Annotated in this window: 13 protein-coding genes and 1 other annotated feature; of the genes, 7 read left to right on the top strand and 6 right to left on the bottom strand. The window is 50.5% G+C overall.

Annotated features, from left to right (window positions below):
* Nucleotides 1-9 precede the first annotated feature (9 nt).
* From FGI41_RS06840 to FGI41_RS06830, 3 genes are all read right to left on the bottom strand, one after another.
* Nucleotides 10-1,290, bottom strand: coding sequence for an ArsB/NhaD family transporter (locus tag FGI41_RS06840; RefSeq protein ID WP_139489219.1), 1,281 nt, complete (start codon nucleotides 1,288-1,290; stop codon nucleotides 10-12).
* Between the two features lie 119 nt (nucleotides 1,291-1,409).
* A complete protein-coding gene (serA, locus tag FGI41_RS06835; RefSeq protein ID WP_139489218.1) occupies nucleotides 1,410-2,993 on the bottom strand; it encodes a phosphoglycerate dehydrogenase in 1,584 nt (527 codons plus the stop codon).
* Nucleotides 2,986-4,140 (bottom strand): pyridoxal-phosphate-dependent aminotransferase family protein, encoded by a 1,155-nt coding sequence (locus FGI41_RS06830; protein ID WP_139489217.1) that lies wholly within the window; start codon nucleotides 4,138-4,140, stop codon nucleotides 2,986-2,988. Before FGI41_RS06830 ends, serA begins: the two co-directional genes overlap by 8 nt.
* 81 nt (nucleotides 4,141-4,221) lie before the next feature.
* Nucleotides 4,222-4,471 (bottom strand) — a binding site (T-box leader).
* A 425-nt stretch (nucleotides 4,472-4,896) separates the two neighbouring features.
* Here FGI41_RS06830 and FGI41_RS06825 point away from each other — a divergent pair.
* Entirely contained in the window at nucleotides 4,897-7,167 is a 2,271-nt protein-coding gene (locus FGI41_RS06825; protein WP_176560165.1) for a putative bifunctional diguanylate cyclase/phosphodiesterase, read from the top strand.
* 653 nt (nucleotides 7,168-7,820) lie between these two features.
* On the opposite strand, the gene FGI41_RS06820 is transcribed toward FGI41_RS06825, so the two are convergent.
* A complete protein-coding gene (locus FGI41_RS06820) occupies nucleotides 7,821-8,030 on the bottom strand; it encodes a ferredoxin (RefSeq protein WP_139489215.1) in 210 nt (69 codons plus the stop codon).
* Nucleotides 8,031-8,126: 96 nt separating this feature from the next.
* Nucleotides 8,127-9,056: a hypothetical protein gene (locus FGI41_RS06815; protein ID WP_139489214.1), complete on the bottom strand. Its 930-nt coding sequence runs from the start codon at nucleotides 9,054-9,056 to the stop codon at nucleotides 8,127-8,129.
* Between the two features lie 81 nt (nucleotides 9,057-9,137).
* Between FGI41_RS06815 and FGI41_RS06810 the strand changes: the two genes are divergently transcribed.
* The 6 genes from FGI41_RS06810 (at nucleotide 9,138) to FGI41_RS06785 (ending at nucleotide 15,007) form a co-directional block, all read left to right on the top strand.
* A complete protein-coding gene (locus tag FGI41_RS06810) occupies nucleotides 9,138-10,289 on the top strand; it encodes a YpbB family protein (RefSeq protein WP_176560164.1) in 1,152 nt (383 codons plus the stop codon).
* Entirely contained in the window at nucleotides 10,270-11,847 is a 1,578-nt protein-coding gene (locus FGI41_RS06805) for a RecQ family ATP-dependent DNA helicase (RefSeq protein ID WP_139489212.1), read from the top strand. The genes FGI41_RS06810 and FGI41_RS06805 overlap by 20 nt, the downstream gene beginning before the upstream one ends.
* Nucleotides 11,848-11,881: 34 nt before the next feature.
* Nucleotides 11,882-12,463 carry a CPBP family intramembrane glutamic endopeptidase gene (locus tag FGI41_RS06800; RefSeq protein ID WP_255298357.1) on the top strand — a complete coding sequence of 194 codons (582 nt, stop codon included), beginning with the start codon at nucleotides 11,882-11,884 and terminating at the stop codon, nucleotides 12,461-12,463.
* A 46-nt stretch (nucleotides 12,464-12,509) separates the two neighbouring features.
* Nucleotides 12,510-13,286 carry a LysM peptidoglycan-binding domain-containing protein gene (locus FGI41_RS06795; RefSeq protein WP_139489210.1) on the top strand — a complete coding sequence of 259 codons (777 nt, stop codon included), beginning with the start codon at nucleotides 12,510-12,512 and terminating at the stop codon, nucleotides 13,284-13,286.
* A gap of 105 nt (nucleotides 13,287-13,391) precedes the next feature.
* On the top strand, nucleotides 13,392-14,348 hold the full coding sequence (locus tag FGI41_RS06790; RefSeq protein WP_139489209.1) for an NAD(P)/FAD-dependent oxidoreductase: 957 nt from the start codon (nucleotides 13,392-13,394) through the stop codon (nucleotides 14,346-14,348).
* Nucleotides 14,349-14,566: 218 nt separating this feature from the next.
* Nucleotides 14,567-15,007 (top strand): hypothetical protein, encoded by a 441-nt coding sequence (locus FGI41_RS06785; RefSeq protein WP_139489208.1) that lies wholly within the window; start codon nucleotides 14,567-14,569, stop codon nucleotides 15,005-15,007.
* 12 nt (nucleotides 15,008-15,019) lie between these two features.
* On the opposite strand, the gene FGI41_RS06780 is transcribed toward FGI41_RS06785, so the two are convergent.
* Complete coding sequence (locus FGI41_RS06780; protein WP_176560163.1) at nucleotides 15,020-16,042, bottom strand: polysaccharide deacetylase family protein; 1,023 nt, start codon at nucleotides 16,040-16,042, stop codon at nucleotides 15,020-15,022.
* Nucleotides 16,043-16,157 lie beyond the last annotated feature (115 nt).

The raw sequence follows: 16,157 nt of genomic DNA, 5'->3' as shown, positions 1-16,157 counted from the left end.
TCCATCTTCCTACATAAAGTATCGCAGGAACAGGTATGCGTGTGACATGATGATCGACAGGATCATCAGCGGGAAAGCAATCTTCAAATAGCCCATGAAGCTGATATGGTGACCTTCCTTGGCTGCCATCCCAACGACGATTACGTTGGCGCTCGCACCGATCACCGTACCGTTCCCACCCAGACATGCTCCAAGCGCAAGACTCCACCAGAGCGGCTCCAGATCAGTGATACCGAGTGCGCCCATCTGCTGGATCATCGGGATCATCGTCGCGACGAATGGGATATTATCCACAAACGCAGAGGCGATGGCGGAGAGCCAGAGGATCAGGGAAGCGGTCGCCCATGGGTCGCCTTCGGTCAGGGAAATCGCATGTTCGGCCAACATTGCGATGACACCCGTCTCGACCAGGCCAGAGACGAGTACGAACAGACCGATGAAGAAGAAGATCGTGTTCCATTCTACTTTGGTCATGGCATCTTCGAGATAATGCTCACCAGTCAAAAGCAGGAGCAGGAAGGCACCTGTCAATGCGACCGTGGCTGATTCGAGATGAAATACTCCGTGCAGCACGAATCCGGCGATGGTCAGGACCAGTACAGCAAGCGATTTACGCAACAGCTTTGGATCTGTTAACTCATCATGTTCGTTGAGATCCATGATCTTCGCCTGCAACTCAGGGGAGGAGACCAGTTGTTTTCGATAAATCACATAGAACAGGGCGATTGTGACGGCCATGATCAGGAAGGCGATTGGCGCCAAGTTGACCAAAAACGCCATAAAGTCCAGTTCAGGCACGGCACTTCCGATCATAATGTTTGGCGGGTCCCCGATCAGAGTGGACGTACCGCCAACATTAGAGGCGATAATTTCTGAGATCAGATAGGGCACAGGATTGACACGCAGCTGGCGCGCAATGCTGAATGTGACTGGAACCATCAGAAGCACGGTGGTGACGTTATCGAGCAGGGCAGAAGCCAGCGCCGTGATGATGCTCATATACACCAGAATACGCAGCGGATCACCTTTTGCCAGCTTCGCGGCTTTGATCGCCATGTACTTGAAAACTCCGGTCTGTGCCGTAATCGTGACGAGAATCATCATCCCGATTAACAGACCCAGCGTGTTGAAGTCAACGTGATGAATCGCAGTCTCCTGTGTGATGATACCAAACAGAATCATCAAAATACCGCCGATCATCGCGACAATGGTTCGGTGGATTTTTTCACTGATAATGAATCCGTATGTAACCAAAAATAGACCAATGGCAAGAATCGCTTGGTTCGACAAGAATATTCGCTCCTCTCTCTTTTTATCCTATCAATTATATCACACTATGTTGGACGACAATAGAAAAGGCCCGCCAAATGCTGACGGGCAAAGTAAATCAAGTTGCCTCAAGCTAACTCTTACAGCTCTACCTGTGTCACGCTGGAGATCTCGCCGAGCTCACCAAGCGTATCAAGGATTTCTGCAGTAGCAGGTTTGTCGACGGTGATCACCATGATTGCATCGCCACCGACGTCTTTACGGCCTACCTGCATGGTTGCGATATTGACATCATTTTGGCCGAGGATCGAACCGACACGGCCGATAACACCCGGTACGTCGTTATGTTGTACATAAAGCAGGTAACCCTGTGGAGATACGTCGATAGAAGAGTTGTTGATTTTCACGATGCGGTCGCCAAAACCATTGAGACGCGTACCAGAAATCGTGCGGGTCTCCAGATTGGTTTTCAATGTGATAGAGACGAGATTGGTAAAGCCGCCGCTTTGGGTTGATTTTTCTTCCGTTACAGCGATATCGCGCACGTTGGCAAGGTGCGGTGCATTGATGTAGTTGACCTCTTCACCGAGACGGAAAGAGAGGATCCCTTTGAGCACGGTACGGGTGAGAGGAGCAGTCTCGACTTGGGACAGCTCGCCGCCGTAGGTCACCTTGATCTCTTGCAGGGCACCTACTGTGATTTGTGCGAGGAAGTTACCTAATTTTTCACCAAGGGTAAAGAACGGGGTGACGCGTTCCATCACATGTGGAGCAACGGATGGCAGGTTGACCGCGTTTTTAAACGGTTGGTTGCGCAGGATGTGGAGCAGCTCTTCAGATACGTCTACCGCGACGTTTTCCTGTGCTTCGATGGTGGAAGCGCCAAGGTGAGGGGTCGTGATGACTTGCGGCAGACCAACGAGCGGGTTATCCACAGGTGGCTCCACTTCAAATACGTCAAGCGCAACGCCTGCTACTTTACCGGTGAGGATTGCTTCGTACAGCGCTTTTTCGTCGATGATGCCGCCGCGTGCGCAGTTGATGAGGCGGACGCCTTGTTTCATTTTTTCAAATTCACGGGAGCTGATCAGATAGCGGGTTTCTTTGGTCAGCGGGGTATGAACCGTGATGAAGTCTGCATTGATCACGATATCCTCGACACTGCCGTTGGTCACGCCCAATTTTTCTGCGCGCTCATTGGTGAGGTATGGATCGTAGCCGATTACCTTCATATTAAAGGCTTTCGCGCGTTTGGCTACTTCTGTACCGATGCGGCCCATACCGATGACACCGAGTGTTTTGTTGTTCAGCTCCACACCTTGGAAGCTTTTGCGGTCCCATGTACCATCGACCAGCTTCTTGTGGGCTTGTGGGATATTACGTGCTACCGCCATCAGCATGGCAAAGGTGTGTTCTGCGGTGGAGATGGTGTTACCGTCTGGAGCGTTGATAACGACGACACCCGCTTCAGTAGCGGCCGCGATATTGATATTGTCAACACCTACACCGGCACGGCCCACTGCTTTGAGCTTTTTGCCACGGGCGAGGAGTTCAGGGGTGACTTGGGTCTGGCTGCGGACGAGCAGGGCATCGTATTCACCGATGGCTTCGAGCAGCTCTTCCGGGGTAAAGTCTGTTTTTTGTACAACCTCGACATCAGGTGCGTCGAGCAGTTTTTGGATACCAAATTCGCTGAGTGGATCTGTAATCAGTACTTTAAACATGGTTGATCAATACCTCCTGAGCCGCTTTTACACCGGCACCTAATTCAATTTCTACACCGATTTGACGAAGGGACATTTCAATTGCAGAGATCACCTGGATCACATCAAGCGGTTCGCAGTAACCCATATGACCGATACGGAAAATTTTGCCTTTCAGGTGTTGCTGACCGCCTGCAATGATGATGTTGTGCTTGGTGCGAAGCACTTTGCGCAGCTCTTCTGCGTCAAAAGCACCTTTTGGATCGAGAGAGGTAACCGTAGGGGAACCATACTGATCCTCTGTCATTAATGGAATATTCAGAGCGCTCATAGCCGCACGGGTCATATCACGCATCAATTCATGGCGTTTGAAGATAGCATCAAGACCTTCCTCTTCGATCATGGCGCATACTTCTGCGAGACCAAATACAAGGGAGACAGCAGGGGTGTATGGAGTTGTCTGATCTGCGAGGCTTTTGCGGTAAGCTTTGAGGTCGAGATAGAAAGCTTGTGGTTTGTTGTTGTCGATCACTTTCCAAGCGCGCTCACTCACCGCTACAAAAGCAAGACCGGTTGGGAGCATGAACGCTTTTTGGGAGCCGGTGACGACGATATCAAGACCCCACTCATCCATTTCGCACGGAACTGCACCGAGGCAGCTGACCGCATCGACGATGAACAGCGCATCTGTCTTCTCACGGACCACTTGAGCCAATTCACGGATCGGATTCAGTACACCGGTAGAAGTCTCACATTGAGTAGCGAATACAGCCCGAACGTTCGGTTTTTCGCTCAAGAAGGCTTCCAGTGCTTCAGGTGTTACTGCTTCGCCCCAAGCCACTTCCAGACGGTGTGGGATGATTCCGTAGCGTTCGCAGATTTTTGCAAAGCGTTCACCAAAGGCTCCGCTGACCAGTACGGCTACTTCTTCACCTGGATTGACTGTGTTGACAACAGCCATCTCCAGACCGCTTGTTCCGCTGCCGGCAAGGATATAGACATCTTGCTTGGTACCAAAAATCGGTTTCAGACGCTCAGCGGTCTCTGCAAACAGCTTGGAGAATTGGCCGCTGCGGTGACCGATCATCGGCGCGTTCATCGCTTGCTGTACACGCGGTGGGATAGGAGTTGGACCTGGGATACGCAGAATCATTTTGTCTGTAAACATGTTTCTCTACCTCCTGTATTTGTAAAAAGGAAAAATAAAAAAACCTCTCAACACACCCACTACAACCGTTGCTTTGTTGTAGTGAGGGGCGAGAAGTTTGGATATCGCGGTACCACCCTCAATTCGTTCTCCTTTTCGCAAAAGAGAACCTTGCCAGGTAAACATGACCTGTGAGATAACGGATCAACCGATCAAACCTACTAAATTCATCATGAATTGTTCAGTCTGGCAACTCAGAAGTGCTTATCTGTTCATAGAACCACCGATTCGCAGCGACCATCGGCTCTCTGAGGGTTTCTATTTAACAGCGTATCTTCATCAACGTTGTTAGAATATTTTGTTCTAAAGGAATAAGCTAAATTTATCACTCTTTGTGGAAGCCGTCAAGCGATCTAGTGTTAAAAACTTAACATTAAGCAGTAAAAAAAATTCTAATGTTCGTAAATAAGAACGCTTTCATTTTTTTTGGTTTATTTATATTGATTTTTGTTTATCACTACGGAAATGAGGGTAACTATGTTGTAAACCATGAAACCTCTCGCTCAGACTGATGCAAGGAGAGATACATCTATGAATCCTGCCGTTGAATACATAGCCTTTTCGCTCATCATCTGTCTGTTCTTTGGATGGTTGCAACTATGGCTGCGTTCTCAAATTAAAAAATTGAAAATATCGTTGCATGTTCAATCAGGTCTTCCCAATGTATTTGGTAAATTGGCCGTTTGGATAAACCTTGCCATCGCAGGAGTGCTTCTGTTGGGTTGGTTTATTTTGGATAAATCAATCGTAGAGGAGCACCGTGAATTTGAGAAGGCACACTTCGGCTCCGTTCCAACCTATGCCTATCAACTGCAACTACTGGGACACAACCAACTGGTGGCCGGTCCGCAGACCAGTGATCCAGCCTATCGTCGGATCAAGTATGTCATTTCGCAATGGCAGATCCACAATCGAAAAATACTGCATATTTATACAATGCGAAAATCTCCAGTGAGTCAGGATTATGTATATGTGCTCTCCAGCATGAACCGAAGCGGCCAACTCGCAGGGAGTCCAAATGATGGGATCATCAAGGCTTTTGAAGGCGTTGCCAGTGTCGCGAGTCAGCCGATCCAAGAGTCCGAGCACCTGTCTGTCGGGTCTTATGCCCCGATCTATGATGAAAATGGACAGGTGGAGGCAGTGATTGGCGTACATTTTGACGGGACGGACTGGTTCCGGCACATTGATTATGACCGCTACAAAGTGATGGGGCTTTTGTTGCTTCCCTTATTGTCATTCGCTGCTGTGCTGGTGATGGTCGCTCGTTTTCGTATGGAAAAGCTGCAGATTAGTCATCACCGACAAAGCATGCAGGAGAGTGAGGATCGCTTCCGGCGATTGTCTGAGTCTACCAGTGAAGGTATTATTATTCATGATAAAGGAATAATTGTGGAGGCCAACGATGCCCTTGCCCGGATGTTTGGATATGAACCACATGAAGTGGTAGGGATGTCGGTACTGGATTTTGCCGCACCAGAATCATATGAGGTGCTCCGTGCCAATTACGCGAGGAACCATCAGGGGCAATATGAGGTTAAGGGGTTGTGTAAAGATGGAACAACACTTGAGCTGGAATTAACCGGGAAATCAATCAATTATAAGGGGAAAGAAATGCGGGTATCGGTGGTCAGGGATATCACGAGCCGCAAACGAAGTGAAGAGAAGGTTCATTTTTTTGCCTATTATGATGAACTGACCCGTATGCCTAACCGGAAGCTCTTCCTTGACCAGTTGGAGTACTATATCCAGCAGTTGGAGCCGTCTGAAGAGCAGATAGCGGTGATGATTATTGATCTGGATCGTTTTAAACTGATGAATGACACGATGGGCCATTCCTTTGGGGATCAGATCCTGATCGAGGTGGCGAAGCGCCTCTGCCGATGTGTCGGAGAAAAAGCGTTTATTTCCCGTCTGGGCAGTGATGAGTTTGGGCTTATCTATCCTCATGTTAAAAACAGTGAGGAAGTCAGAGAGGCTGCATCAGAGGTCTTGGCCTCTTTGACGAAGTCGATGCTAATCTGCGGTGAACATGAGCTGGAGATCACGACAACGATCGGGGTGAGTCTCTATCCCGAGCATGGCACCGATGTTCAGACCTTGATCAAAAATGCTGATTTGGCGATGTACCGCTCCAAAGATCTGGGACGCAATAACTACTTGATCTACACACCTTCCATGGATGAGAAGGTACTGGAGCGTCTTGAAATCGAAAAAGACCTGCGCCGTGCCATTGAACGCAATGAACTGTTCCTGCATTATCAGCCGCAGGTGAATCTGCACACCGGTGAAATCATCGGCATGGAAGCATTGATCCGCTGGAAGCATCCGGTACGTGGCGTGGTCTCCCCAGGTCTGTTCATTCCGATCGCGGAAGACTCCCGTCTGATCATTCCAATCGGGGAGTGGGTTATCGAGACCGCCTGCCGTCAAAACATGGAGTGGCAAAAAGCCGGCCTGCAGCCAATCCGTATCGGTGTCAACCTGTCTGCCTATCAGTTCCAGCTTGAGGACATCGTGGAGCGCGTCTCCCGCATCCTCAAACAGACCGCAATGAATCCGAAGTATCTGGAGTTAGAAATCACGGAGAGCATCGCGATGTACAACGTAGAGCGGGTTATCAAGACACTGCATGAATTGAAGCTGCTTGGCGTCCAAATCGCCATCGATGATTTTGGCACTGGTTATTCATCCTTAAGTTATCTCAAGCTGTTCCCGATTGACCGGTTAAAAATTGACCGTACCTTCGTCAACGACATCACCCAAAATGAGGATGATGCCGCCATCGCAGCCTCCATCATCGGCATGGCACACAGCCTGAAGCTTCAGGTGATCGCCGAAGGGGTGGAGACGACTGATCAGCTGGACTTCCTCGCCAACCGTAACTGTGACGAGATGCAGGGCTTCTTCTTCAGCCGCCCATTGGGGGCAGAGGAGGCGGGAAGACTGCTGATTGAGCGAAAATGCCTGGAGCGGCATTTAGCATAGATGTAGATATGTACATGAAAGACCCTGGTTCTTAATCGTCGGAACCAGGGTCTTTTGCTTTTTTTAGCGGGTGCTCCGGCAGGAGCGTGAGGGGCCTGAGGAGCATCTGTTTTCCAGTCGCCTTTCCCCCTACGGGGCCGGTCTCCTTACAAACAGATGCTCCTCACGCTCTCGGCGGGTAACAGAGCTGAAAGATATAAAAGATAAAAAATAAAAGATTTGCAAAAGATGACCTGCTTCAAGAACATTATTCCAGCATTTGATAGCATTGAATCTTGGCTTGAAATAGATAAGACATTACGGATTCTTTTTGGTTGCTTTGCCGTCTGTATGTAATACATGTTGTCAGGTGAACCGTTGAAGCGGGTCACGTTCCGTCTTTAGGAATAGTGCAACAGGGTTGCGCGCCCAGCGTCATACACCCTCGTCACACGCACCCAACCCTATCCCACCACATTATCTTTTTAGGCGGTTAAAACCGCGAGAGCGGGGGAAGGGACTGTTTGTAAGGAGACCGGCCCCAAAGGGGGAAAGGCGACTGGAAAACAGTCCCTTCCCCCGCTCCTCCCGGAGCAACCACCTAAACCAAAATAAAAAACCCCTCATCCCACCGAAGTGGGAAATGAGCGGTTTGGTTGGTGTGTAAGAACGAACTATTCTTCCACTTTGATGGAATCAGTAGGGCAACCATCTGCTGCGTCACGAACATCGTCAAACAGGATGTCTGGGATCTCAGCAGTGTTTGTGTTGTCATCGATTTTATTGAAAGCAATGCCCTCATCATCGTAATCGAATACGTCTGGTGCAGTTGCACCGCAAGCTCCGCATGCGATACAGGTTTCTTTATCAACCCAAGTTGTCATTGTGGTTTCACCTCCCGTACTAGATCGGTACGTCCACTTACCATTTTATTATTAGTTTGTACATATTTCAAGAATGAATCGCATCTACTAATGAACTTATTCCGTAAATATTGGCATTTCAGGTGTTTTCAACGATGGATAGAGCTCTTTTTTCAGTGATTTGAAGTCTCCGCTGCGTACGGCATCAGATACATACAAGACATTTACGGCAAAAGGGATATCCTTCCATCCGTTAGCAGTGCCAGGTTGGTTGTCGATGACATCGTCAAGGCGGGTGGTCAAATCTTCTGGATTGAATTGGCTGATCTCACCGTTTTGGCGCATATACTCAGCGGCCAGATAGTTACGGAAGTGGAACGGATAGCTCTTCCATGCTTCGATGGTCACGCTGTCGGCTTTCGCCACTGGCATGGAGCGCTGTGTGACGTAAATCTCTTCCCAGGTCGCCACTGCTTTGTACATGGATGACTGCGCCTGAAGGAACTGACCGTTGGCTGTTTGCAGATGTTTGCCTTGGGCGATGTCTTTTGCGCTGAACGCCTTTTCATTTTGGTCAGCGAGGTGACGATTTATACCCTCTTGATAGCTCTTGAGACTGCGCAGATAGATGGTCTTTGCTTCCACAAGCAGGGGAGAAGAGGCGGGAACCGAGATTTTTTCAGCGGCTGCGATCTGATCTTGGACAAAATCACTCATTTTTTCGCTGGCTTTTACCTGTTCTGCTCTTTTTTTGTTCCACATACTTGCGAGATAATAAAAGTGTTGATTTTTGAAAGATTTCATCGGAACATAGACACCGTAGTAGAAGGAGACGAAATCTTGCTCTTTATACAATTTCTTCTCTTTGTATAATTTTTCCTTCTCAGCTTTTTCCTTGGCGACCGCTTCTTTGGCAGCGGCTTCCGCCGTTAGCTTATTTTGCATCACATTGGCCCCTAAAAAAAAGCCGCCGATGAAACAAGCAAGTGATATGATGATCATATAGGTCATCAAATAATCTGATTTGCTTAATCTTTTTTTGCTCATACTCTTCCTCTCCCATAAACATTGGTAACAGCGCAGATGTCTTTTCCTTATTTCATTCCCAAGAAATGCAAAGGAGTAAACATGATTCAGTGGCAAGCTAGAGAACATTTGTTTCTTCATACCATCATCCTGGATGGACTAAGACCCCTGCAGGGTGAGCGTACGACCAACTCCCTTTTTCACATCTTGCGGGGGCGCAGGGCCAATCAGACCTATCAAGATGTGCATATGTACAAGCTACATCATTATTATCGGATGTTTCCAGCTTTTTCGAGAGAGCGTTGGGACGCAATTGTGAAAAATTTGGTCGAGCAAAACTTTGTTCAGATTGTGCCATTTCGCCATAATGCTAATAAATGGACGTTTTCGATCACTCCGCTGGGGGAAAAAGCGTGGGAAGAGGGCCGTGGGCAATTCGCACTGGATCAGTGGAAGCCAAGGCTCAACGGGATTTCGTATGCCCAGCCGGTGCGTCTCTTCTGGATGCGGCTTCATCTGATGGCACAGACCATTTCACATCTCTTGTATCAGGAGCTGGCGTTCTCCCCGATCGTGCAGGACAAGGGCGTACAGCAATGGGTCAAACAGCAGTTATCGATGCCGGGTCATCGTGACCAATGGATGAATCAGCTTTTTGATGAGCTCTTCTCCATAGTAAATAAGTGGGAGCCCTTCTTGCAAGAACTATTCATCTTACAGTTGTCCGGAGCACGGCAGGCGGGACTGACAGTTAATCAATTGGCGTACCGTTTGGATCAGCCGCCGTCTCTGATCGGCGTGTATATGCAGGCCGCCTTGACCGACATGTACCGACAGCTGACCGAATCAGGTGAGCGGGATCATCAACATCCATACCCGCTGCTTGCCTCGATGTGTACGGACCACGCTCCGGCACAGTCATCTGGGGGCCGATTGTCACAGAGCGCCAATGCGACCTATCGGATGATTCAACAGGGACTGACACCAGAGGAGATCGTCAGCCTGCGGCGGCTCAAGCTGAGTACGGTGGAGGATCATCTGGTGGAGATGGCGCTGTATTGCCCGCAGTGGGATATGTCTGGATATATAACGGAAGAACAATTGCAACGCGTGGCAGCCGTCAGTCAAGAGCTGGGTACGGGACGTCTGCGATTGATTAAAGATGCGCTAGGCGATGGATACAGCTATCTGCAGATCCGTCTGGCGCTGGCAAGGCAGGGAGGAGGCAAGACTTATGCAGGCAACCGAACATGAGCTGTGCGGAGTACTGGAGCGGCATTTTGGCTACAGATCGTTTCGCGAGGGGCAGCTGCCCATCATCTCGCGCGTTCTGAGCGGGCAAAATGTGCTGGGCATCCTCTCAACAGGCGGTGGCAAATCCATCACGTACCAGCTTCCCGCACTCGTCCTGCCGGGGTTGACACTCGTCGTCTCTCCCTTGATTTCCCTGATGATCGATCAGGTTCAACAGCTTAGGCGAAAAGGCTTCCGTCACGCGACCTATCTCAACAGCGCCCTGACTTTGCCAGAGATCAGGCAAGTATTGGATGAGATAGATGCTGGACGATACAAGCTTCTATATATCTCCCCGGAAAAATTGCAGCAGCCCCAGATCATCCGTCTGCTGAAGCGGCGCGGGGTCTCGTTGGTGGCAGTGGATGAGGCGCATTGCATTTCCCAGTGGGGGCATGATTTTCGCACGGATTATTTACGTCTGCCGGAGATCATCGCAGAGCTGGGTTCTCCTCCGCTTCTTGCGGTGACGGCTACGGCCACACAGGCGGTACAGGAAGAGATCAGTCATCTGTTTCATATCCGAACGAAAAATATCATTATATTGTCCATCAACAGGCCCAACATCGCGTACGATCTCATAGAAGTAGAGTCGGACAAAGAAAAACGGGAACACCTGATGGACCAGCTGCAAAGCCTTCGAGGGCCGGGCATCGTCTATTGCAGTACGAGACAAAGTGTCGATTCGCTGGTGGAGGCTTGCCATGCTGCTGGCTTGACCCGGACACATACCTATCACGGCGGGATGAATGCGATGGAGAGGATGCTGGTGCAGGAGCAGTTCATGCAGGGACAACTGGATGTGATCATCGCCACCAACGCATTCGGAATGGGCATCGACAAAGGCGATATCCGCTATGTGCTCCATTATCACGTGCCCGCCAGCATCGAAGCCTACACGCAGGAGATTGGCCGTATCGGCCGAGACGGGCAGCCGGGCTATGCTTGTCTGTACGTGCAGCCTGATGACCAGCTGATCCATCATCGGCTGATTCAGAACGAATTTCCCACTGACGAAGAACTGCGCTATTTTGTCGAAGTGCTCAGCGGCATTCACAAAGGGATTGATATCCTCACACACCAGCAGATTCAAGCATGGGTGGGAGTAGGTGAGACGGTGGCCCGTATGCTGTTTTTCTATGCGGAGCGGGCGGGACTCCTACAGGACGTCGTGATGAACCGCGACGGATATCAGTTCCGCTACATCGATGGCCAAGAAAAAGCAGCACTGCCGCTCATGCGGACTCACTTAGAACGTACCAAGCAGACCAAATATGCCAAGCTTCAAGACATGCAAGCCTGGCTGACGAAAAAAGACTGCCTGCGAAAAACCTTGACCGCCTACTTTGGTGAGGCAGAGGGTGAAAGCGAAGCCAAGCCCAAAGCAGATCTGTACTGTTGCTGCTACTGTGGACTAGATCAATCCGTGTACATGGCACAGGAATCAGATGATGAGAGTCGGGATCTGCCATCATGGGATCTGGAGGCAGCGCTTCGGATGCTGTTTCCCAAGCGATAAGCTTGTTTGTTGGAAGGAAAAAGGAGGACTTTACGTGGATGACCGCTTGTTAGAGCTTGATGAGCGTACGTTGCGGCTTAATTTATTGTTAACCCAGGGGATTTTGCTTCTCATCGCAACGATCTCTGCATGGCTGGTTCACTCCTGGCAGGGACTTCTTACCGAGTTGCGTCCACCAGCCCCTCATTTTGTGCTGACCGCGGTTGGGATCAGCATTGGTGTAGTGGGGCTGAATTTGTTGATGGACAGGTTCTTGCCGAAAAGCTGGCTTGAGGACGGCGAGATCAACAACCGTGTGTTCCAAGGCTTATCACTGGGGAGTACGGCAGGGTTCTGTCTGTTGGTCGGCGTGGCAGAGGAGCTGATGTTTCGCGGTGTGGTGCAGGTTTTGCTTGGCAATGTGTGGACGAGTCTGCTGTTTACCCTGATCCATTTTCGCTATCTGAAAAAGCCGATCTTGGTGGTCTCGGTATTCGCTACCAGTTATGTGCTGGGGTGGCTGTATGACTGGAGCCAAAGCCTTTTGCCATCTATGGTCATGCATGGCTTGATTGATTTTTTCCTCGCATTATGGATTCAAAGACTATCCAAATTAGGTATACGACAGGTAAAATGAAAATAGGCTTTTCCTTGGGACATTTGAGAGAAGGGGGGCAGGAGTTGTGCCTGCGAACCGTAAACAGGATTATAAGCATGAGTTTTCAACAGGACTGAACGCAGGCGAGCAGTTGCCGCCGCGCAAAGCCCGTTATGGCAATCAAAAGAAAAAACAGGTCAGGACACTCCTCACATCTGGCGTTGTGCTGTTTGGAACGCTGTTTGCGGGCGTCTTTTTGTATGAGATGGTACAGGTGAAGAATACAAGTGAAACAACCGTGCAGACCCAAGAAGCATCGGGGAAAGGGAGCGGGAATGCCGAGGTAGCAGGCGGGGAAACTGCTGCTGCAGGGAATGGTGACGGTCAGGCAGGGAAGTCGGCGTCTGAGCAGGGTGCAGGCAAGGAAGGTACGGCTACGGCTGAAGCAACCAAAACAACAGGTACGGCCGGAGCAGCTGGAACCGCCGCTTCAACTGGAACTGCGACTACAAACAGCCCGGGTACCAACCCGACTGCCACCACTGGTACTACCGCTAAAACGAATACGACCAACAACACTGCTGGAACTTCTGCTTCAACCACAACGACGAAACCAACCTCCACGACAAAACCAGCCACAACAACTGCAACCAAGACAACCACCACAGCCAAAACGACAACCACCAAACCAAAAGTTACTTCCGTCCGCCATGTCGTACAAAAAGGCGACACCCTGTTCCGCTTGTCGCGCAAATATTACGGCAATGGCATGGGGGTTGACCGCATCGCCCGCTTCAACGGCCTCAACGTAAATGGAGAGCTTCCGATCGGCAAGGTGCTCTACATTCCAACCAGCCGCTAAAGGGATAATTTTGGAACCCGACACGAACCCCACATCTCATACTCCGCTCATCATATTGCTTTTTTGGGGTAACCTAAAGGCAAGAAAAATGTGCGGGGGGTATGTATGGTTTACGATACGATTATTGTTGGTGGCGGTATTGCTGGATTGCAGGCCGCCATTCAGCTTGGGAGAAGTTTACGCAGGGTTCTGGTGATCGATAATCACAACGGGCGATCCAGCATTGCCAAGGATTATCGGAATATCTTAGGATTTCGTGACGGGGTAAGCGGTGATGCTCTACGCGAATCGGGATATGAGCAGGCCCGGATGTTTGGCGTGCAGTTTCTGGAGGGAGAGGCGACGTTCTGTGAGCAGGAGGAGGGTGGTCTCTTCTGTGTCACCCTGCGCGATCAAAAGGAGCACTATCAGGCACACACCTTGGTCGTTGCCACAGGGATCTCTGACAAAATTCCCGAGATCCCCGGCATCATGCCATGCCTTGGGGAGAGTATCTACATCTGCCCGGATTGCGATGGCTATGAGGTGCGCAATAAAAAGACGGTGATCATTGGTTCGGGTCAGCAAGGGCTGGCTATGGCTAAGCGGGTCCGTTATTTTACCGACGAGATTGTGATTATTAATCACGACCGCTCTTTGCTTGAACCGGATGAAGCAGCCGAGATCAAAGAATCGGGGTTTGCCTATTACGAGGAGCCGATCACTTCGCTGCAACAGGAGGCGGGGCGGCTTCAATCTGTCACGCTTCAGTCAGGCACTAAGATTGACGCGGCAAACGGCTTTGTTGCGTTTCAGGGAGGATACGTCAATTCGGAGATCCTCAAGAATTTTTCGGTCGACCTGCTACCCAACGGACATGTCATCGTCGACCCGCGTACCAAAGAGACAAGCCACCGCAACCTGTGGGCTGTCGGCGATCTGGCAGCGCATTCCCAGATGGTGACGATTGCGATGGGGGACGGTTCCCAAGCGGCCATCTGGATTCATAAGCGTCTCTTTGAGCTGGGACAGGACGAAGCGAAGATGTCTAAAGTTGAAGAGCCGGTGAACGCCTGCGTCTAAAGTTCACGGCTTGAGTAAGTGCCAGTCTACAAAAGCGTATCAGTGCATCGCATCTGCAAGTGTAAGTCTGGTCTGCACCTGTTTATCAGTCAGTAAACCACCACCACTAAGCAAAAATGACGCTTTTTCCTGCAAAATGTCGGGCAGGGAAGCGTCATTTTTTTGTTGCTTGGCATAGGTTTAGGTAGAGAGATGACAGACAAAGGGAGGCATGGCATGTGTGGGTGTTTTGGAGTGATTTGCTGACAGGGCTTTTTGCCTGGTGGTTAGGCAGGCAGGCGCAAGCCCACTATCCCGATACATCTCATCTGCAGATGAATGATCTTGCCGGCTGGACGACACTGATCCTGTTTGAGCCGTACGGATTGATGCTCTCTGGCGTATTTTGCATGGGCAGCCTGTATCTGTTGCTTCGGCTGATCCGCAAACAGTGGCGGTTGTTCCGTGTACGCAGACATCATGTGGGCTTGTGGGGGATCCATGCGGCTCTGGGACTATTCGCCTGTTTTTTGTTCGTGGTGCAGGTGATCAAGTTTCCGTATCTGTCTGGGCTGTTCCTGATCACCAATCTGGTCTGGTATGTAGGTGATATCATCCGCGTGCGAAAAGCCCGTGCGAATTGGGCACAGGCGAAACAGAGAGAAGCAGGGGGCGGCTGATCGCAGGCACAATCATTGCTCCTCTGACGGCAGGGCAAACTGATAGCCGTCCTGCTTGAGCTTCGTCAGGATCGCATCCAGCTCCTTGGCTGTCCATGTCCGGTCATGGAACAAAATATTTCCACCGTTATGTACGGTGCTGACTACCTGCCCGGTGACGCCGTTTGGCTGTTTATATACTTTGGGAACCCAGTCCATCGAGCCGACTGACCAGTTCATGGAGAGCATGCCAAGTTCTATACATACTGCTTTTGACGTATCGGTGTACGCACCAAAGGGAGGGCGGAAATACTTCGGGGTCTGCCCGGTAATGTCCTCGATCACTTTGTTGGTGCTTACGATCTCTTCGCGTTGCCGCTCGGGGGAGAGCTCCCGCAGGTTTTCATGCCACCAGGTATGATTGCCGATGATGTGGCCTCGTTTTTGGATTTCTTTGAGCAGGGCGGCTTTTTCGGGGAGGATTGTGTAAGTGCCGTCCTTGCTTTTTTTAGCGAGCTGCAAGCCGTTGACGAACCAGATGGATTTGGCCTGATGACGGTCTAGGGCGTTGAGAATGTCCATCGTGGCTTCCCCGGTAGGGCCGTCGTCAAAGGTGAGCAGCACGACTTTTTCAGCGGGGTTGTCCAGATTTTTGATCTGGTAGCTCTTGGGATTGACGGCATAACGGTGTGTCTGTGCGGTAGTCGGCACGGGTTCGGGCGTAGTGGGGGCAGGTTTGCTCGGGTCAGTGGGCGCAGCAGCCGGAATCGCGTTGTCTGAGCTGTCTTGAGCAGGAGCGCCGGATGTGGGTACCGATCCATTCTCAGAGGCTTGCGAAGATGTCGCGGGGGTAGATTCCCCGGAATGTCCGGTCCGATCCGTAGACGATTGTCCGCCCTCTCCCGTCCCTGAGGTACCATCTGTTCCTGTGGTGGCCGACTCCACTCCGGCAGACCACGCTTGTTTGGTGGGAATAGACTGTTCCGTTCCGCCGAGTGACGCACATCCGCCCAGCAAGCATACACTACTGCATAACACAATCCATTCTTTTCGCAAAACGACAGTCACCTCCAAAAATAGGATAGTACAGTATATCAATGGAGGGGGTTATTCCATGACTGGTTTGGTGCCGACCCCCTAAGACTTTCCTGGGAAAGCGCAGAATCCGACA

The sequence above is a fragment of the Brevibacillus dissolubilis genome, assembly GCF_006170445.1.
Taxonomy (GTDB): domain Bacteria; phylum Bacillota; class Bacilli; order Brevibacillales; family Brevibacillaceae; genus Brevibacillus_B; species Brevibacillus_B dissolubilis.
Note: the sequence above shows the minus strand (reverse complement) of the source record. Positions and strands in the feature narration are given on the sequence as shown.

Coding starts and splice junctions, on each gene's coding strand:
- serA (WP_139489218.1), bottom strand. CDS start 2,993: ATGTTTAAAGTACTGATTACAGATCCACTCAGCGAATTTGGTATCCAA.
- FGI41_RS06830 (WP_139489217.1), bottom strand. CDS start 4,140: ATGTTTACAGACAAAATGATTCTGCGTATCCCAGGTCCAACTCCTATC.
- FGI41_RS06820 (WP_139489215.1), bottom strand. CDS start 8,030: ATGACAACTTGGGTTGATAAAGAAACCTGTATCGCATGCGGAGCTTGC.
- FGI41_RS06815 (WP_139489214.1), bottom strand. CDS start 9,056: ATGAGCAAAAAAAGATTAAGCAAATCAGATTATTTGATGACCTATATG.
- FGI41_RS06810 (WP_176560164.1), top strand. CDS start 9,138: ATGATTCAGTGGCAAGCTAGAGAACATTTGTTTCTTCATACCATCATC.
- FGI41_RS06805 (WP_139489212.1), top strand. CDS start 10,270: ATGCAGGCAACCGAACATGAGCTGTGCGGAGTACTGGAGCGGCATTTT.
- FGI41_RS06790 (WP_139489209.1), top strand. CDS start 13,392: ATGGTTTACGATACGATTATTGTTGGTGGCGGTATTGCTGGATTGCAG.